16 protein-coding genes are annotated in these 19210 nt (G+C 67.3%); 2 read left to right on the top strand and 14 right to left on the bottom strand.

From position 1 onward, the window contains the following. Window positions 1-157 precede the first annotated feature (157 nt). The 7 genes from GNX95_RS14785 to GNX95_RS14815 all read right to left on the bottom strand — a co-directional run bounded on the left by GNX95_RS14785 (window position 158) and on the right by GNX95_RS14815 (window position 8303). On the bottom strand, window positions 158-352 hold the full coding sequence (locus tag GNX95_RS14785) for a DUF3046 domain-containing protein (RefSeq protein WP_163507639.1): 195 nt from the start codon (window positions 350-352) through the stop codon (window positions 158-160). Between the two features lie 1231 nt (window positions 353-1583). Further along, window positions 1584-2693, bottom strand: coding sequence for an aldose epimerase family protein (locus tag GNX95_RS14790; protein ID WP_222853580.1), 1110 nt, complete (start codon window positions 2691-2693; stop codon window positions 1584-1586). Between the two features lie 99 nt (window positions 2694-2792). Next, window positions 2793-3677, bottom strand: coding sequence for a carbohydrate ABC transporter permease (locus GNX95_RS14795; protein ID WP_163507641.1), 885 nt, complete (start codon window positions 3675-3677; stop codon window positions 2793-2795). Then, window positions 3677-4642 (bottom strand): carbohydrate ABC transporter permease, encoded by a 966-nt coding sequence (locus GNX95_RS14800; RefSeq protein WP_246281604.1) that lies wholly within the window; start codon window positions 4640-4642, stop codon window positions 3677-3679. Before GNX95_RS14800 ends, GNX95_RS14795 begins: the two co-directional genes overlap by 1 nt. Next, complete coding sequence (locus GNX95_RS14805; RefSeq protein ID WP_163507642.1) at window positions 4639-5928, bottom strand: ABC transporter substrate-binding protein; 1290 nt, start codon at window positions 5926-5928, stop codon at window positions 4639-4641. Before GNX95_RS14805 ends, GNX95_RS14800 begins: the two co-directional genes overlap by 4 nt. A 318-nt stretch (window positions 5929-6246) precedes the next feature. Further along, window positions 6247-7764, bottom strand: a complete 1518-nt coding sequence (locus GNX95_RS14810) for an MFS transporter (protein ID WP_163507643.1) — start codon at window positions 7762-7764, stop codon at window positions 6247-6249. Then, window positions 7761-8303, bottom strand: a complete 543-nt coding sequence (locus tag GNX95_RS14815) for a TetR/AcrR family transcriptional regulator (RefSeq protein ID WP_222853581.1) — start codon at window positions 8301-8303, stop codon at window positions 7761-7763. Before GNX95_RS14815 ends, GNX95_RS14810 begins: the two co-directional genes overlap by 4 nt. Window positions 8304-8356: 53 nt before the next feature. Here GNX95_RS14815 and GNX95_RS14820 point away from each other — a divergent pair, with 53 nt between their 5' ends. Both GNX95_RS14820 and GNX95_RS14825 read left to right on the top strand, forming a co-directional pair. Next, window positions 8357-9388 carry a DUF389 domain-containing protein gene (locus tag GNX95_RS14820; RefSeq protein ID WP_163507645.1) on the top strand — a complete coding sequence of 344 codons (1032 nt, stop codon included), beginning with the start codon at window positions 8357-8359 and terminating at the stop codon, window positions 9386-9388. A 1-nt stretch (window position 9389) separates the two neighbouring features. Next, the gene (locus GNX95_RS14825; protein ID WP_163507646.1) at window positions 9390-9845 is read left to right on the top strand and encodes a hypothetical protein; all 456 of its coding nucleotides are present in this window, start codon (window positions 9390-9392) and stop codon (window positions 9843-9845) included. On the opposite strand, the gene GNX95_RS14830 is transcribed toward GNX95_RS14825, so the two are convergent. From GNX95_RS14830 to GNX95_RS14860, 7 genes are all read right to left on the bottom strand, one after another. Next, window positions 9834-10463, bottom strand: a complete 630-nt coding sequence (locus GNX95_RS14830; protein WP_163507647.1) for a TetR/AcrR family transcriptional regulator — start codon at window positions 10461-10463, stop codon at window positions 9834-9836. The two genes, GNX95_RS14825 and GNX95_RS14830, sit on opposite strands and share 12 nt — an antisense overlap. Window positions 10464-10472: 9 nt before the next feature. Further along, window positions 10473-11801, bottom strand: coding sequence for an aminotransferase class I/II-fold pyridoxal phosphate-dependent enzyme (locus tag GNX95_RS14835; RefSeq protein ID WP_163507648.1), 1329 nt, complete (start codon window positions 11799-11801; stop codon window positions 10473-10475). 193 nt (window positions 11802-11994) lie between these two features. Then, window positions 11995-13350 carry a hypothetical protein gene (locus GNX95_RS14840; RefSeq protein WP_163507649.1) on the bottom strand — a complete coding sequence of 452 codons (1356 nt, stop codon included), beginning with the start codon at window positions 13348-13350 and terminating at the stop codon, window positions 11995-11997. Further along, on the bottom strand, window positions 13347-13883 hold the full coding sequence (locus GNX95_RS14845) for a sigma-70 family RNA polymerase sigma factor (protein ID WP_222853582.1): 537 nt from the start codon (window positions 13881-13883) through the stop codon (window positions 13347-13349). Before GNX95_RS14845 ends, GNX95_RS14840 begins: the two co-directional genes overlap by 4 nt. A 60-nt stretch (window positions 13884-13943) precedes the next feature. After that, the gene (locus GNX95_RS14850; protein ID WP_163507650.1) at window positions 13944-15065 is read right to left on the bottom strand and encodes an anhydro-N-acetylmuramic acid kinase; all 1122 of its coding nucleotides are present in this window, start codon (window positions 15063-15065) and stop codon (window positions 13944-13946) included. A gap of 64 nt (window positions 15066-15129) precedes the next feature. Further along, window positions 15130-17196, bottom strand: a complete 2067-nt coding sequence (locus GNX95_RS14855) for an NPCBM/NEW2 domain-containing protein (RefSeq protein WP_222853583.1) — start codon at window positions 17194-17196, stop codon at window positions 15130-15132. 887 nt (window positions 17197-18083) lie between these two features. Then, window positions 18084-19169, bottom strand: a complete 1086-nt coding sequence (locus GNX95_RS14860) for a serine hydrolase domain-containing protein (protein WP_163507652.1) — start codon at window positions 19167-19169, stop codon at window positions 18084-18086. Window positions 19170-19210: the final 41 nt, after the last annotated feature.

Here is a 19210-nt window from a genome sequence, read left to right on the forward strand (position 1 = left end):
CCCACCTGTTGGTCGTCGGTTGTTCCGTTGCGTCCGACCGTACGGGGAGGGTCGGACATTTTGCGGTGAGCCCCGCCGATCTGTGGACGAGAACTCGAGGTGTGGAAACTGTACCGAACAGGTGTTCGAGGGTGTACGGCGACACGCCGAAACTCGTCTAGCGAAGTTTCGCCGGCACGTCGAACGCCTGGCAGACAGCCCGCCAGACCGCCTTCGCCGACTCGCCTTCGGCGAGCGCCTGATTGACCGTACGGCCGCCGAGCTGCGCGATCACCTGGTCCGCAGCCACCGACGACGCGTACCCGACGCCGAACTGGAGCTCCATTCGCTCCCAGAACTCACTCAGTCGCACGGGTATGAGCTTAGGTCACGCGTGTTTGTACCTACTGGTATGTGGCAGTGCGGCGCCGGGTGTGCGTTAAAGCGAGGGGTGCGGGGTCGGGCGTTGTGGTGGTGGTCGTGGTGGTGGTGGTGGTGCGGCTTCGCGCGTTGCGCAGAGGAGGTGGTGCGGCGTGATGTGTTGCGGTGGTGGTGGGGGTGAGTGGGGGTGAGTGAGTGAGTGAGTGGGGGATTCGGGTGTTGCGGTGCGGAGGTGGGTGCGTCGTCCCTTTGTCGCGTTGGAGAGGTGGTTGCGTCTTCATGTTTGTTGCGTTTGGGGGTGGTTGCGTCTCTTGGTTGTTGCGTGGGGTGGGTGGCTGGGTTTTTCGCCTGCGCGGCGGGCGCTCCTGCGCGGAGGGCGACCTCAAGGGAGGGGGCGCGTGGATGCCAATCGGTGTGCATAGGGGTGCGGGCGGCGGTTGCGTGCGGGGTCGGGTCTTCCGGGGCTTGCTCGTTCTCCCCGTCGGCGCCCTGAAGGGAACCACATTTTCGGAGGGGCCGCCGAGCCTGGGTGGGTGGTTGCGTTTGTTTGGCGGCGGCCCCTCCGAAAATGTGGTTGGCTGCGCCCGCCGACGGGGAGAACGAGCAAGCCAGGTCACGTATGGGAAGCAACCCGTCGGGATGGACGCCAAACGATCGTGCTGGGGCGGCTGACTGCGTAATACTTGTTTAACAAGACATCAAAACGGACATTTGTTGCAGCCTCGTAGTCACAACAGCATTATCAGCCTCAGTAGTCACACCCGCCACAGCCTCCGGGGATCACGGCGGCGTGAAAGCCTTGTTCCTTGCGTCCAACGCAAGTAACTCGACATTCATGCCATCCGCGAAACTCGAAAACCGGACATTTAGCGCTCCACATGCCTTTGCGTCCCACATGCTGGACCCTCGCGCCACCCATCGGGACGCCACGGCACCGCCGGCGCCCCAGCCACACTCCTGGTCCGCACCCCGCACGAAACCGCACCCGTGGCACCCAACAGAACCAACAACGAAACCCCGCGCGCCCCTCCCCTTGAGGTCGCCCTCCGCGCAGGAGCGCCCGCCGCGCAGGCGAAAAACCAACCACCCCCTCAATCATCAAAACTCAACTACTTACAAACCCACGCGCCAAAGCCCACGCGCCAAAACGCTGGCGCTCAACCACAGAACACCAAAGACCAGCGCCGGAGAGCCACCTCTCCGGCGCTGGCCCCACATCTACCTCAGCCGACCCCGAAGCCGTACACCGTCTTCGTGGAATACACCTGGCCGGGCCGCAACACCGTCGAGGGGAAGTTGGGCTGGTTCGGCGAGTCGGGATAGTGCTGGGTTTCCAAGGTAAAGGCGTCACCTTGTCGGTACGTGCGACCGGTGAGACCGGTGAAGGAGCCGTTGAGGAAATTGCCGGAATAGATTTGCACGCCCGGCTGATCAGTAGAACAGGTCAGCCAGCGGCCGCTTTCCGGATCGTACGCGCGCACCACCTGGCGGACGGTTTTCCCGTCATAGTTGTTCAGGACCCAGTTGTGGTCGAAACCGGGACCGATCAGGATCTGTTCGTGGCCGACGCGGATGTCCTTGCCGATTGGCTTCCCACGCCGGAAGTCAAACGGCGTGCCGGCCACCGGAGGCAGCTGTCCGGTCGGGATCAGCTTGCTGTTCACCGGCGTGAAGGCGTCCGCGCTGACCTGGAGGAGTTGGCCTTCGACCGAGCCGTTCCCCTCCCCCGCCAGGTTGAAATAGGCGTGGTTGGTGAGGTTGACGATCGTCGGTTTGTCAGTCGTGGCTTTGTATTCCAGGGTCAGCTCGCCGCGGGTGTTCAGTGTGTACGCGACCGTGGTGTCCAGCGTCCCGGGGAAGCCCATCTCGCCGTCTGGGCTGACGTAATGAAAACTCACGCCGACGCGCGAGGCTTCCTTGATGACGGTGGCCTTCCAGACCTTCTTGTCGAAGCCGACTGGCCCGCCGTGCAGCGCGTTCTCGCCGTCGTTGGTGGGGATCTGGTAGGACTTGCCGTCGATCGAGAACTTGCCTTTGGCGATCCGGTTGCCGTAACGGCCAATGGTGGCGCCGAAATACGGACTCTTGGCGATGTAGTCGGCCAGCGTCGGCAGGCCGAGCACGATGCTGGCGCGCTTGCCGTGCCGGTCCGGCGCGGTGATCGTCTGGATGGTCGCGCCGTAAGTCAGCATCTGCACCTGGATGCCATGCGCGGAGCCAAAAGTGTAACGCTCGACGGCGACGCCGTCGGTCGTCTTGCCAAACGGCTCCGAGCTGATCGACAGCCGTCCCGACGACGCCGGCGCGCCGAACGCCGCGGTCGATCCCATCATTGCCGCCATCCCTCCCAAACCCAGAGCTCCGGCCCCGCGCATCACGGCACGGCGCGACACTTCGGTCATGGACGCACTCTCCTCACCCGGTGAGTCGGATCAGCCCTTGATCCCCGTCTGGGCCACGCCCTCGACGAGGTAGCGCTGCAGGAAAAGGAAAACCAGGACCAGCGGCAAGATCGACACCGCCGCTCCGAGGAACACCTCGTGCAGGTTGATCGTCTGTGCGGTGATGAACGTGGACAGTGCCACCTGTACGGTCCACGACGACGGATCCTGGCCGATCACCAGCGGCCAGAGGAAGGAGTTCCACGCGGCGATGAACGTGATGACCGCGATCGCCGCGTAGAACTGCAGTGAGTTGGGGAAAACGATCCGCCAGAACGTCCCCCAGTAGCTCAGGCCGTCGACCCTGGCCGCGTCCTCCAGCTCGATCGGGAAGTTCAGGAAGAACTGCCGGAACAGGAAGGCCACGAAACCGGAGAACAGGCCGGGGATGATCAGGCCGCGCAGGTCGGAAACCCAGCCCAGCGAGGAAACCAGCACGAAGCTCGGTACGAACGTCACCGCGCTGGGGATCATCAGCGTCACCAGCACGGCGTAGAAAATCTTGTTGGCGTGCTTGTACGGGATGCGCGCCAACCCGTAACCAGCCATCGACCCCAACAGCAGCTGGCCGAAGGTCTGCACGACCGCGATGAGCGCCGAGTTGAGCATCGCGCCGGCCATCGGCACCGACGGGTCGGTGAACAGCTCGGTGATGTTTTCCCAGTGGATGCTGCTCGGGAAAAACGTCCAGTCCGGGGACGTGATGTCCTTCTCCGACGACAGCCCGTTGCGCAGGATCAGATAGTACGGCAGCAGAAACAGGATCGCAGCGATCACCAGGACGGTGTAACGCACGATCGTCCCGAGGATCGACCGCACACCGCCGCTCTGGCCGACCGCGCCGACCGGTTTGGGCGCCAGCAAGGAAAACGCCATCAGTCAGCCTTTCCGAAGCCGAGCACGCGAGCCTGGAAGATCGTCACGATCGCGATGATCAGCGACAGGATCAACGCACCGGCACTGCCGTGGCCATAATCCTGCGCAGCGCCCAGTGCCGTGTAATACAGGTAAACCAGCGGTGGTCGTGCGTACGGCACGTTGCCGAGCAGATTGTAGAACTCATCGAAGGCCTGATAAGCGTTGATGAGCAACAAAATCAGCACGGCGACCGAGGTGGTCCGCAGACCGGGCAGCGTGACGTGGATGAACGTCTGCCACCCCGGTTTGGCGCCGTCCACGTACGCCGCCTCGTAGAGATTGTTGGGGATCTGTTGCAGACCGGCCAGCAGCAGGATCATGTAGAAACCGACCTGCAGCCACAGCCGCGCGGTCACCACGACCGGCCAGTACCAGGGAAAATCGCCGGTGCCGGACAGCCACGCCACCGGGTCGATGCCGAACATGCCCAGCAGTGTGTTGGCCAGGCCGAAACGTACGCCGTTGAAGATCGACAGCTTCCACACCAGCGCGCCGACCACGTACGAGCAGGCCGCCGGGATGAAGATCGCCGACCGGAAGAACGCACGCGCAAACCTGGCGCGGTTGATCAGCACGGCCAGGCCGAGCGCGATCACGTACGTGGTCGGCACGATGAAGATGCCGAACAGCGTGAAGGTCCACAGGCTGCCGAGAAACGCGCTGTCGGTGAGCATGTCAACATAGTTCTTGACGCCGACGAACACGTCGGGCACGACCGTGTTCTGAGCCCGGAAGAAGCTGAGGACCAGGCTCCACACGATCGGCACGTAGATGAAGATCGCGAGGCCCAGCAGGAACGGCCCGACGAACAGCCAAAATGCGCCCGTCGTGCCGCGTACCCGCCGTTTTCTGGGCGATGCCGAGGATGCCCGGCCAGCAGACCCGGCCGCCGGCACGGCGGAAGTGGTCTGCGTGCCGCTCACCCGAACAGCCTCTTCAGCTCGGACTGGACGACGCCGTCGGCGGTGGTCAGCGCGGTCTTGGGATCGGCACCGCTGCGGATGATCTTGTTGCCGGCGTCACCGATGGCGGTCGCCATCTTCGGCGTGAACGCGATGTTGTCGCCGAAACCGTACTGGCCGGCCAGCTTCACCACCTCGGCCGCCTGTCCGCTCTGCAGCTTACTCGCCTTGGCGGCGACGCTCTTGCGCGGCGGAATGTGGAAACCGTAGCTCAGCGACCACTCCTCCTGGTATTGCGTCTGGTCGATCCACAGCCATTTCACGAACTTCTTGGCCGCGTCGAGGTTTTTGCTCTTGGCGTTGACAAACTGCGTCCAACCACCGTTGTAGACCGCCTTCTTGCCCTGCGGTCCGAAGGCCGGGATCGGCATGACGCCGAAGTCGTCGCCGAACGCCTTCTGGATCTGCGGCAGAGCCCACAGGCCACACCACTGGATCGCGACCAGCTCCTGGATGAACGCGCTTGGGTCCGTCCACTCCGTCGGCGCGCTCTGCAACACGCCACCGCTGGTGTAGAACTCGCGCAGTTTGGCGAAGGCCGCGATCACCTTCGGGTCGAGTACGCCGGACTTGTGGTCGTCGGTGATGATCGGCGCACCGGCCGCGGCGAAATACGCCGCGATGTGGTCGGTGATGACGTTCTGGCTGCCGAAGTACGCGCCCTTCACCTTGCCGGTGCTGAGTTTCTTGACCGCCGCGATCAGCTCGTCGAACGTGTTCGGCGGCTGGACGCCGGCCTTGGCGAACAGGCTCTTGCGGTAGTACAGGATCTGCGGGTCGTCGATCATCCGGATGCCGTAGATCTTGCCTTCGTACGTGTTCAGCTTGATGTCGGCGTCGGTGAAGTCGTCTTTCACCGAGGCGAAAATGTCGTCCAGCGGCGCGACCTGACCGGACTTGATGTATTCGATGTTGAGCTGCGACTCGAAAACATCCGGCGCGCTGCTGGAAAGCAGACCACTGGCCAGCTTCGAGGCGTAGTCACCAGGCGTCCACGTGACGTTGACGGTGGCGTCCTTGTATGCCTTGGCGAACTTCAGCGCCGCCTGCTGCGTGCCCTGCTCGCCGTACTGGTGATACCACTGCTGCAACGTGCCGGAGCCACCGCTGGCCCTGCCGGTGTTCGAACCGCACGCGGCCAGGCCGGCGCCGGTCGCGCCGGCCAGCGCCACGCCACCGGCGGCGCGCAGGAAGCCACGGCGGCTGAGTCCGCTGAAGGGTCCACTGAAAGGCGTCGAGTCTGACATATCGGATGACCTCCGTGAGGTGGGCTACGGGGAACCGGCAGCCAGAAGCCGGCGTCCTGGAGTAGGTCGAGAGCGGCCGGGTCGTCTACCCGGCCGCCCGGAAGTGTCTTCGCCGGGGCGCGCGGCTGCGGCGGATCAGGTCAACCGCCGACCGCCGCACTCGCACCGCCTGAATGTGAGACACCATCTGAGATCGGCATCACTCTGTCGCATCTCCGCAACGTTGTAAAGAGTTTGCTTCTGGTGTCTTGACATCCACAGGCCGCTACAACCAGGCAAAGACCGACAATTATCCGCGTAAAGCGACAAGAATCAACATCACGGTACGCGTACGGACGCTCGCTCCTCGTCGACTTCCGCAGGTTGACGGCGGAGTGTGAACCACGCCGCGACGGCGGCCGCCACGAGCAGGACCGCACCGGCCGCGGCGGCGATCCGCAGGCCACCGACAAACGCCGTCTGAGCGGACTCGAGCAGACCAGCGGCCAGCCGGGCCGGCAGCTTCGCCGCCTCCACCACAGCGCCACCGATCGAGTCGCGTACGGCAGACACGTCCGACCCGGGCGGCGCGACCACCTGAGCACGGTAGAAGGCGGTCAACATGGTGCCGAGGATGGCGATGCCGAGCGCTGACCCTAGCTCGTACGCGCTCTCCGAGATCGCCGACGCGGCGCCGGCCTTCTCCTTTCGTACGCTGCTCATGATCAGGTCGGCGGTGACCGTGGTCGACAGGCCGGCACCGAGACCGATCACCACCATGATCACCGCGATCGGCAGGTACGGCGTGGTCCGCTCGAGCATGACAATCGCGGCCAGGCCGGCGCCGACCATCGCGAGACCGGTCGTCACCATCAGACGCGCGGACGTTCGGCTGGCCAGCCAGCCGGCGGCCAGCGCCGCGACCGCAGCGCCACCGACCGCCGGCAGCTCGCGCAGACCGGCCTCAAGTGCGGAATATCCCTGGACCAGTTGGAGAAACTGCGACAGGAAGAACACCACCGCGGTCAGCCCGACGATCGTCATCAGGTCGGCCGCCACCGCTCCGGAGAACCGCGGATTGGTAAACAGCCGGATCTCCACCAACGGCGAGTGCAGCCGGTTTTGCCGCCTGGCAAAGAGATAGAGCGCGATCGCGCCGACCACACCGGCCAGCCACGGCAGCGGATGCGCGACACCGTACGCGGCGATTTCCTTGATGGCGTAGACGACGCCGATGATGCCGACCATCGACAGGCCGACACTCGGCAGGTCCCACGGGCCGGGGTGGGGGTCACGCGACTCCGGCAACACCACCATGCCGACCGCGACCAGCAACACCATCACCGGCACGTTGATGAGGAAGACCGAGCCCCACCAGAAGTGGTCCAGCAACAGGCCGCCGACCAGCGGCCCGACCGCGGCACCGGCCGAGGCCATCGCCGACCACACGCCGATCGCGACCGACCGCTCCTTCGGGTCGGTGAAGATGTTGCGGATCAACGAAAGCGTCGACGGCATTAGCGTCGCGCCGGCCACGCCGAGCAGCGCGCGCGAGGCAATGAGCACCTCGGCGGTCGGCGCGAAGGCGGCCGGGATCGACGCGAGGCCAAAGCCGACCGCTCCGATCATCAGCAGCTTCTTACGGCCGATCCGGTCGCCCAGGCTGCCCATCGTGACCAGCAGGCCGGCCAGTACGAACCCGTAGACGTCGCCGATCCACAGCACCTGCGTGGCACTCGGCCGCAAGTCCTCGGCCAGATGCGGCAGCGCGAGGCCGAGCACGGTCGCGTCGATGGAGATCAACAACAAAGCGAGCACGAGCGTGCTCAGCGCTATCCAACGGCGGTTGGCACTCACGCCGTCTCCTCCTTGGTCGTTATGCCGGCGAGCAGCGTCTGGGTCGTCATCAGGCCGACGTCCCGGCTGGCCAACCGGCCCTGCTGAGCGGCCATCGCGGCGCCGCCGAGCAGCGAATAGAACGCTTCGGTCATCCACGCCGCGGTCATGTCCGTACGAAACGCACCGGTCCGCTGGCCGCGCTGGAAGAGTGCCGTGATGGCGTCGTCCAGCTCGGCGGCCTGCGCGTACATCTCGTCGGCGGTCTGCTCGCGATAGAGCAGGTTGAACAGGTCGGCGATCGGTACGAGCCCGTCGACCAGCCGCTGGTAGGCCTCGCGCGGATCGCCGCTGGCCAGGTCGGCGGCACGTACGGCCTCGCGGCCGCGCCGCATTCCCAGCTCGGCCAGCTCGCGTACCAATGCCTTGCGACCGTCGACCAGCCGGTGCAGCGTGGCGCGGCTGATGCCGGCCGCGCTCGCCACCTCGGCCATCGACGCCGCCGGCTCACGTACGAGCAGGTGGGCCGCCGCCATGAGCACCGCGTCCTTGTCCGCCATGAGATGAAAGTGTATCAGGTGAGACACGATTGTCTCAGTGTCAGAATCACCCCGTGCTGCACGTACGAGTGATCACCCCGCCGTCCACGACCGACCAGGTCCTGGAGGTCGCCGACTGCTGCCCGGCGGTCGTCAACGTCATCAGCTACCCGGGAGCCGCGCGCCGGCCGGCCGGCGACGTGGTCGAGTTCGACGTGGCTCGCGAAGCCGCGAACGGCGTGCTCGAAGACCTGAAGACGCTCGGCCTGAAGGACAGCGGCGGCATCAGCGTCGAGCAGATCGACCTGTCGATCTCCACGGCCGCCGAGACCGCCGAGGAGGTCGCCCCAGGCGACCCGGACGACGCCGTCGTGTGGGAAGACCTGGCGGCGCGTACGGCCGCGGACGCGCGGCTCACCTGGGCCTTCCTGGCGTTTCTGGCGCTGGCCACCCAGATCGCCGCGATCGGCGCGCTGCTCGACCAGCCGATCCTGATCGTCGGCGCCATGGTGCTGGGACCAGAGTTTGGCCCGGTGGCGGCGATCTGCTTCGGCGTGCTGCGGCGCGACCTCCGGCTGATCGGCGGGGCCGTCCGTACGCTCGTGCTCGGCTTCGCCGCGGCGATCGCGATCACGCTGGCGTGCGCGGCGGTCAGCCGGCTGTTCGGCTGGATCCACCCCGGCGACCTGGGCGTACGCCCGCTGACCAGCTTCATCATCCATCCCGACCACTGGTCGTTCATCGTCGCCGTGCTGGCCGGCATCGCCGGCATTCTGTCGATCACCGCCGGAAAATCGTCGGCGCTGGTCGGTGTCTTCATCTCGGTCACGACCGTGCCGGCGGCCGGCAACATCGCGGTGGCGATCGCGCTGGGGCACTGGAGCGAGGTCAACGCGTCGCTGATCCAGCTCGGCATCAACCTCGCCGGCATGTTCGTCGCGGGCACCGTGACGCTGCTCGTACAACGCGTTCTGTGGGCCAGATATGGCCTGCACGTCTCGCCGGTCCGCCGCCAGCCGCGACGCAGGCCGCCGCGGATCAACCCGCGCCGGCGTACGCGCCCGAAGGTCGATCTCGTCCGTCGGCGGCCGCGCGTACGCTCTTAGGATGCCGATCACCGACCCCACGATCCTGCGGATCGGCGAGGCCACGCAGCTCAACCACAGCGGCAAACGCGAGGCGGCCCGCGAGATGTTCGCCAGCATCTGGGACGAGATCGGCGGCGAGCAGGGCGATCCGCTGCATCGGTGCGTAGTGGCGCATTCCATGGCCGACGCGCAGGACGACGTACGCGACGAGCTGCTGTGGGATCAGCGCGCTCTCGAGGCGGCGCCGCTGATCACCGACGAGCGGCAGGCCGAGGCCGGCGTCGAGATGCCGGTGGCCGCGCTCTATCCGTCACTGCACCTCAACCTTGCCGAGTGTTACCGGAAAATCGGTGACCTCGACAGCGCTCGCGAGCACGTGGCGCAGGCGGAAGCCACGATCGGCACACTCGGCGACGACGCGTACGGCCAACTGATCAGAAGCGGCCTGGACCGGCTGGTCGGCCTACTCGGCTGACCGTTTCCGCAGCCGCGAGGCGAGCGCGCGCCGCGCGACCGGACCGAGGTCGTCGACCACTTCCACCAGGATGGCGAGCTGGTCGAGTGCGGACAACGCGCGTTGCGCGGCGGCATCGTCGACACCGCCGAAAAGTTCGAGTCCGACGAAGGCGGCGGCGACCGCGTCGGTCAGGCCCGGAATGTCGGCGACCTCGGCGACCGGCGAGTGGGCGAGCAGCCGCCGCAGCACGCCTTCGATCTCGTTGGTCCAGAGCCGCAGCGCGGCCGCGACCGGCTCGGCGAGCTTCTGGTCGGTCTGCGCGCCGGCCAGCAACTGTGCCAGCACCGAGACGTTGCCGAGCTCGCGCTCGGCGTCGAACATGTCGCGGCCGACATCGAGCAGGTCGCGCAGCGAGGTGGCGGCGGCGAAGCGCTCCCTGTACGCGTCGACGCGCGCTTTCGAGGCGACCTGGCAGGCGGTGGCCAGCAGCTGGTCGACGCTGCCGAAGTGATAGAAGACCAGCGCCTGGTTGACGCCGGCAGCGGTCGCGATCGTACGCGCGGACACGCCGGCGATCCCATGTTCGCGCAGCGCCGCCATCGCGCCGTCGATCAGGCGCTGTTTGGTGTCGGCCACCGGCAAACCCTAGACCGCGTACGAGCGTGCGCGTGGACGCAACGCGGCGGCGACCGAGTCGGCCAGGCCGGGCATGTCGGCGGTGTCGAGCGTGCTGATGGTGATGCGTACGCCCGGCTCGCTGGCGATCCGGTACATCCGGCCTGGCGCGACCACCCAGCCGGCGTCGAGCAGTCGCGCGCAGACGGACGTCTCGTCCGGCACCGGGATCCACACGTTCAACCCGGATTTTCCGTACGCGGCAATGCCTTTCGCCGCCAGCGCCTCGACCAGGCTGGCGCGCCGCTGGTCGTACGACGTCCGCGCGCGTCGCACGAGGGCAGCGACCTCCGGATCCGACCACAGCGACACCACCAGCGACTGCAACACCGTCGAGACCCAGCGCGCCGCCAGGCCGTAGCGGCCTTCGACCCGTGAGATGGTCTGCTCGTCGCCGGCCAGGATCGAGCACCGCAGATCGGGTCCGTACGGCTTGGACACCGACCGAACCACGGCCCAGTTGGCAGCCGCGTCGGCGACCGGATGGAAGCCGGTGCTCGCCAGCTCGCCGATGTGGTCGTCCTCCAGCACAACGGCGGCCGAATATTGTGCGATCAGCGTTCGCAGTTCGGCCGCACGCGCGGCCGACATGCTGGCGCCGGTCGGATTCTGCGCGCGCGAGGTGATGACCAACCCGCGTACGCCGCGGCGAAAAGCGGCCGCCACCGACTCCGGCACCGGACCGTCCTCGTCGACCCGCACCGGCTCTACCGTCAGCCCCATCGACGCGATCAGGTCCAGCAGGTTGGCCCAGCCCGGATCCTCGACCGCGACCTGGTCGCCAGGCCGCAAGTGCGCCGCGAGTACGCGCTCGATGGCGTCCAGCGCGCCGCTGGCAACCGTCAGGCCCGGCGCGGCGACGCCGTCGGCGGCCAGCCGCTCACGCGCCAGCCGCGCCAGCGGATCGATCACCAGCGCGCCTTCGTCGTAGAGCACCGGCTGCGCCGGAATGGCGTGCAGATGGCCGGTGAGCAGCGGCAACAGCTGCGGATCCGGACTACCGGTGGACACATCGCGCGCGCCGGCCGGCACCGGCAGCCGCAGCGTCGAGCGGCCGGCCAGCGCCGGCGCCGCGCGCACCTGCGTGCCGCGCCGGCCGCCGGTTTCCACGACGCCGCGCTCGCGCAGCATCCGGTAGGCGGCGGCGACCGTCCCTGGGCTGACCGTAAGCTGAGCGGCGAGCGTACGCACCGCCGGCAGCTGGTCGCCCGGCGCGAGCTCGCCGGATCGCACGCCGGCCTCGATGCTGGCCGCGATGCCGGTCGAGGTGGATCCGGTGTACGCGAATGGTGTCGGCACAAAGTCCAGTATGTACCCGTACGAAGGATCAGAGCCTGTTGGTAAACGGTGGTGCGTGAGAGTCGAGGTCCACACGTCGCTCTGCCGGTGCCGGACGGAGCCCCAAATAGCAGCGCCATGGTGGGTTTTGTCCGGTGCCGGCAGGCTGCGTTTGGGCTCGGCTATCGCGTGCCACCGTTTACCAACAGGCTCTTCAGCGGTTGGGACTGGCGTTCACGTCCCATGGAGTCGTGGAGGAGCGGGGTGGCTCCGGCGCCGGCGTCCAGGTCATGCCGTCGGTCGTCACGTACCAGCGGTTCACGGTCGGCTCGCCACCACGTCCGGTCAGCGTGAGGACGACATAGCCGCCGGTGGCCGACCGCATGAACCGCACCCAGATCGTGCCGGGACCGCCGCCGACCCCGGAAGCCTCCTGGAAGCTCCGGCCGCCGTCGCGGCTGGCCATCAGCCACTGGCCGGCGTCAGGCCCAGCGCCGCTCTCGACCTTGCTGGCCAGCAAGGTGCCGTTGGGCAGGACGGCCAACCCCGATCCCGCGGTCACCGCTCCGCGGCTGACCAGGCTCCAGGTCGCGCCGCCGTCATGACTGACGTAGAGCGCTCCGACGCTGGCCGGGAAGCCCTTCTGATGCAGCTCCATCTCGTTGACGAGTGCGTACGCGGTGCGGCCGTCGTAGCTGGCGACGGTGGCGTAGGCCTGCTCGTAGCCGGCCGGCGCTGACGGCACCTTCGCCGCCGACCAGGTGCGGCCGCGGTCGCGGCTGACCTCGACGCGCAGGTCGAGCTTCTCGACGTACGCGAAGCCGGTCGCGCGCCACAGCGATCCGTCCTTAGCCTGCATGACCCGGGACTCACCGAGATACGGATAGTCGGCCGACCACTTCTTCACCAACGGATGCGGCACACCGTTGCTCGGATCGATGGCCACGACCTGCCGTTGGCGTACGTCCAGCGGCCAGCCGGCCGGAAACGCGTCGACCGGCGCGCCGAGCGCCGGCTCCTTCGACCAGCTCTGTCCGCCGTCGAGGCTGACGTAGAGGATGTCCTTGCCGCCCTTGTACGAGACTCCGCCGCGGTTGACGATCAGGCTGACGGCCTGGCCGGGGCCGGCCGAGTCGAAGCCGACCAGCTTCTGCGCCGCGAGCTCTTTCGGCAGCGTCCAGGCCTGCCAGGTGGTGCCGCCGTCGAACGTACGCACCAGCGCGATGCCGGCGGAGCTGCGCGCGAGCGCGTACGTCGTCCACTTGTCGATGGTGATGCTGTTGAGCACGCCGAACGGACCGTCGGCGGGAATCCGCTCACCCTGCAGCGCGAGATGCACCGGCGTGCCGAGATCCGGCCGGTCGGCGATGCCGGGCGGCGGCGCCGGCCGGGAGGTCACCGAGACGGCGACGAACACCGCGGCCATCACGATCGCGACCGCGCCGATAGCCCAGGTCGGGTTGGTGGCGATCTGGCGGCGCCGGCCGCGCCGGTGGATCTCGTCGAGGTCGGGCAGCTCGACCGTACGCACGATTTCCTCGCGCAGCTCCTGGTAGTCGGACGCCTTCATGCGGATTCGCTCCTCGAGGTGATGGCGATGTCGAGGTCTTCGGCGCTGTCCTCACCGAGCAGCTCGGCAAGCCGCGCGCGACCGCGGGCGAGCCGTGACTTGACGGCGTTGACCGTCACGCCTTGCGTCACCGCGATGTCAGCAACCGACAGGTCGGCGATGTAATGCAGGGCGATCGCCTCGCGCTGCGGCGCCGGCAGCTTGCGCAGCACGGCCAGCAGCGCGACGCGGTTCAGCGCGGAGTCCGAGGACACCGGTGGCGGATCGGCCGACCGGCGCAGCAGCGACGTGAGCTGCGTGGCTCTTCGCCACCGGCGCCTGGCGATGTTGCGCGCGACCGTACGCAGCCACGCCTCCGGTTTCTCGGCCTCCAGAAGCACGCGGCGGTGCGCGACGGCACGGACGAACGTCTCGGCCACCACGTCCTGCGCCTCGCCGAGGTCGCCGGTCAGCGCGTACATCGCCACCACCAGCCGGCCGTGCGTGGCACGGAAGATGGTGTCGAGCTGCTCACGTTCGGTCGCTGTGGCCACTCGATCCCCCGCCTTCGGTCAGACTGTCACCTCCTTAAGTCACCAGCAGGCGGCGAGGTTTCAGCGGATCCGGAGCCGGGTCGGAGCGTGCGTACGCGGCTCCGGCAACCGCAGCGGACCCGAGCCCGGCGTGTAGGAGCCGAGGATGCGCGCGGTCCTCGCGCCGGTCACCGACGGCACGGCGGCCGGAAGGCCATGCCAGGAAAGGAAACCGAGCACGGCGAAGGCGTACGCCTCCTTGGCGTCGGAGGGGATGCCGAGGTCGTCGATCGAGCCGATCGCGGCCGAGGTGAGCCGCCTGAGCCTGGCCATCAGCTCGGGGTTGCGTACGCCGCCGCCGGAGGCGACGACCTCGGTGATGCCGTGCCGGTCGAGCTCGTCGGCCACCGTACGCGCGGTCAGCTCGGTCAGCGTGGCGAGCACGTCCTCGGCTGGTTCGCTCCTGAGATGTCTGTTCAGGTAGCCGAGGTGAAACAGCTCCTTGCCGGTGGATTTCGGCGGCTGGCGGCGATAGTACGGCTCGGCCAGCAGGTCGTTGAGCAGTCGCTCGTCGATGTGTCCCCGGCTCGCGTGCTGGCCATCGCGGTCGTACGACTCGTCGAAGAACTTCCTGGCGGCCAGGTCGATGAGCGCGTTGGCCGGACCGATGTCATAGCCGATCACCGAGCCGTCCCTGATGATCGTCGCGTTGGCGATGCCGCCGAGGTTGAGCGCCGCCCGCGGCTTGTCCGTGCCGAGCAGGAGCGCGTCGAAGGCCGGCACGAGCGGGGCGCCCTGGCCGCCGGCGGCGATGTCGGCCGAGCGGAGGTCGGAGATCACCGGTGCGCCGGTGTGTGCCGCGATCCAGGCCGGCTGGCCGAGCTGGAGCGTCCCGCCGACGCGGCCGTCGTCGACCCAGTGGAAGACCGTTTGGCCGTGCGAGACGACCAGGTCGGCGCCGTGACCGGCGGCGGCTTGCGCGTACGCCTGGCCGAGCAGCGCGTCCAGCTGGCAGACCTGCTCGATGGTCGTTTGCGCTGGTGGCAGTATGTCCGCGATGCGCTCGGTGATCGCCCGGTCATACGCGACCTGGCGGTCTGTCACCGGCGTCATGACGATCTCGTCGCCGGCCAGCTCCAGCTCGGCGACCGCCACGTCGATCCCGTCGTACGACGTGCCTGACATCAACCCGACCACGCGCATGCCGCTCATCCTGTCGCATGGCCACCATGCGTGCATCGAACGCAAGCATGGTGGCCATGCGGACTCAGCAGACCAGGCTGACGTCTCCCCAGTCGGCGTGGTCGTAGTCGGGTCCGTCGCCGGCGTTGCCAACGACGAGGTGGACGGTCGTACGACCGGTGATGTCCACGTCGATGACGACCGGCGCTCCGGCGGTCACCGTCGGACTCGTGTAGAGCGTCGTCGAGTCCCCGACCACCGAAAGCGTCACGCTTCCGCGACCGGCGTTCTCCGCGTCGACGCCGCCGACCGCCACCAGCCGCTTGCAGCCGCCGGCCGCGAAGGCGATGTCGCTGTCCGGATGCGCGCCGACGCCCTTGGGATAGAAGGCACCGGCGATGTCCTGCACGTTGCCGTCGCCGGCCGGCTGCTCGCCGTTGGACTGGTCACGCTCGGCCGGTCCGAAGCCGTTGGCCGCCGACGACCAGGTCCGGTCGCTGACGTACGAACCGGTGCCGGTCGCCGAGCAGACCACCTGCGCATTCGCCCAGTCGGCGTGGTCATCGTCGATCGTGTCGCGGCCATCGGTGACGCGCAGCTCCAACGCCTTGACGCCGGCCGTCGGCACGTTGAGCGCGGTCGCCGGCTGACCACCGGACTTGAGGTCCGAATACGCCAACAGCTGGCCGTCGCCGTACACCGCGAACCTCACGGCGCCTTTGCCCGCACCGACTTCGTCGTCGATGCCGACAAACGATGAGAAGCGCGTACACGACCCGCCGAGCCACAGGTGGACGGCCGAGTCCGCGTGCGCGCCGAGGCCGCGCGCGTACGCCGTGCCGCCGATCGAGAGACCGCGGCCGTCACCGGCGGCCTGCTCGCCGTTGGAACGGTCGCGCTCGACCGGACCCCAGCCGTTGGACGAGTCGAGCCAGGTCAGGTCGCTGACCTGGTAGCTGCCGGCACCGAGTGCTGCCTGTGCCGTGCCGGCGCGGCTGACGCGATACATCACGACGCCGTGCGACGGCACGGTCGCCGAGATGCCGCCGTTCGTGGTCGAGGTCGCGCCGGACCACAGGTCTTTGAGGCCGTACGCGGTGGATCCGCCGAGGCCGACGGCGGCGGCGCTGGTCGTGACGGTGGCGGCGGCGGCCGTACGGTTGAACAGGACCACCGCGACCGAGCCGTCGGACATCGGCTTGGCCCACACCTCGGTGTCCCCGAAGTCGGCCACCCGCCGGCCCTGCGAGCCGCCCCAGTCCTGGTTGACCGCGATCACGTCCGGACTGCCGATGATCGCCTTGGTCGCCGCCGGGATCGAGCGCAGGTCGTTGCCGAGGATCAGCGGCGCGTTGAGCAGCGACCACAGGCTGAAGTGAGCGCGATATTCGGTATCGGTCATGCCGCCGTTGCCGACCTCCAGCATGTCCGGGTCGTTCCACGCGCTCTGGTGCGAGAACGGCTCAAGGCCAGCCTGCTGGTCGAGCAGCGAGGTCATGCTGTCCCACGAGTCGGTGATGTCACCGGTCGTACGCCACAGGCTGGCTCCGGTCGCCGGACCGAACTGCCATGGATTGTCGTAGCCCCAGTTGCACAGGCTGTAGACGATCGGCCGCCCAGTCGCCCGCAGCGCGTTTCCCATCGCACGATAGCGATCCAGCGCCGGCCGGCCCAGGTTGTTGCAGTTGTCGTACTTCAGATAATCGACGCCCCAGGCCGCGAAACTGTTCGCGTCGTCGGTCTCGTGATCCAAACTCGCCGGGAAACCGGCGCAGGTGGCGGTGCCGGCCGAGGAATAGATGCCGAGTTTCAGACCTTTCGCGTGCACGTAATCGGCCAACGCCTTGATGCCGGACGGAAAACGCGTCGGATCCGCCTGCAGCTTCCCGTCGCCGTCACGGGTCCTGGCCATCCAGCAGTCGTCGATGTTCACATACTGGTAGCCGAGCCGATCCAGACCATTCGCGACCATCGCGTCCGCGGTCTGCTTGATCAGATTTTCGTTGATGTCGCAGCCGAACTTGTTCCAACTGTTCCACCCCATCGGCGGACTGGCCAACGGCGCGACCGGCGTAGCCGCCGCGGCCGGCTGCGGAGTCAGCGCCACCAGGCTGGCAGCAAACAGGACGAGCGCCAAAACCGTACGTCTCACGGGATCTCCTCGCGACAACCGGCAGATTTGCCGTTGTATCGAGTCGTACGCGGTGGCGCAATGGGCTCGGGGCGGTGTGGCGGTTCTTGGTGTAGACCTATGCCGTATGTCATGACTGGGAGGGACTTCCGGTGGGAGGTCGCTTCGACTCTGGGTGTTGCGGGATGAGTGGTGGGTTGGCCTGTTTGTTGCGGGGGTTGGGTTTCTGGTTGTTGCGTTGGGGGAGGTGGTGGCGTCTTTGTTGCGGTGGTGAGGTGGGCGGGTCTTCATGTTGTGCGTTGGGGAGATGGTTGGGTTTTGTGGGCGGGGCTGGGTTTTCTGGGCTTGCTCGGTCACGTGTGGGAAGCAACCCGTCGGGATGGACGCCAAACGATCGTGCTGGGGCGGCTGACTGCGTAATACTTGTTTAACAAGACATCAAAACGGACATCTGTTGCAGCCGAGCGATCACAGCAGCATTATCAGCCTCAATAGTCACACCCGTCACAGCCTCTAGTGATCACGGCGGCGTGAAAGCCCTGTTTCTTGCGTCCAACGCACGTAACTCGACATTCATGCCATCCGCAAAACTCGCAAGGCGGACATTTAGCGCTCCACATGCCTCTGCGTCCCACATACTGGACCTTCACGCCACCCACCGAGACGCCACGGCACCGCCGGCGACCCAGCCACACTACCGGACCACACCACGTACGAAACCGCACACGCGGCACCCAACCCAACCACAAACAAACCCCGCGCACCCCTCCCCTTGAGGTCGCCCTCCGCACAGGAGCGCCCGCCGCGCAGGCGAAAAACCACCACCCCCAAAACGCAACAATCAAGAACCCCAACCACTCGCCCAACGCAACGATCACGAAAACCCGACCACCCACCCAACGCAACAATCATGAAACCCCCGCAACTTTCCCAAACACCCCAACAGAAAACCACTCCCCCTCCCCCGGCTTAGCCAAAACCCCTTCCCACGCCACCCGAACACTCGCCTGAGACCCGATCGGCGTGTGCGTACGGTTGGTCAGCAGCACGACGATGCGGTCGAGGGCTGGCAGGATCGCGAAGCCGCAGCCAGTGAAGCCGGTGTGGCCGATTGCGCCGTAGGACGGCCAAAGGCGGAAGCCGACGGCTTGTTCGGCGTCGGCGCTGGGGGTGAAGAAGGTGGTGACGGTCCGCCGTGACCAGGGGCCGCGACCGTCCACGGAGGACAGCAGGGCGCGGCCGAAGATCACCAGGTCGTCGGCGCTGGCGAACAGGCCGGCATGGCCGGCCACGCCGTGAAAACGGTGCCACGCGTTGCCGTCGCTCACCTCGCCGACGACGGTGTACGGACGCCAGCCGGCGAACGAGTCGGGGTCGAGCCCGACCGGATACGGCTCGCCGGTGGCGACCATGTCGCGTTCGATCCAGTCGCCGTGCGTGGTCGCGACCAGCGGTCGGTCAAGGCCGCGGCCGTACGGGCGGAAATGCGCGTCCGGCAGCCCGAGGGGCTCGATGACCAGCTCGGCGACGGCCCGATCGTACGGTTTGCCGGCGACCGTGGACACGACCCGCGCCAGCAGCATGAAGCCGAGATCCGAATAATGCCGTTCCGCGCCGACCGGATAGCGCGTGTCGAGAGGCAGGTCGTCCAGGTACGTCGGCCACCACTCGCGCAGGCCGGAGCGGTGTTCCAGCAGGTCGCGTACGGTCACCGTGCTGTCCAGCTCCGGCACGAAATCCCGCGCGCATGCGGTCAACTCGAGTTCGCCGTTGTCGACCAGCGTCATGATCGCCGCCGTGGTCGCGGCGACCTTGGTGATCGAGGCGATGTCCCAGACCTCGTCGCCGGTCACCGCGACCGGCTCGACCGGCCACAACCGGCCAGCGCGCAACTCGGCCACCTGCCGCGAGCCGACCACGCGGCGTACGACGTCGTTGCCGCGACTCGCGATGCGCAACACGGCGGCTGATGGTGCGATCGTCGGCTCGGTCACGGTAGAAAGTCTCCGTGCTGGTCTTGCCGCTGACAAGGAAT

This window comes from Fodinicola acaciae (genome assembly GCF_010993745.1).
GTDB classification, from domain to species: Bacteria; Actinomycetota; Actinomycetes; order Mycobacteriales; family HKI-0501; genus Fodinicola; species Fodinicola acaciae.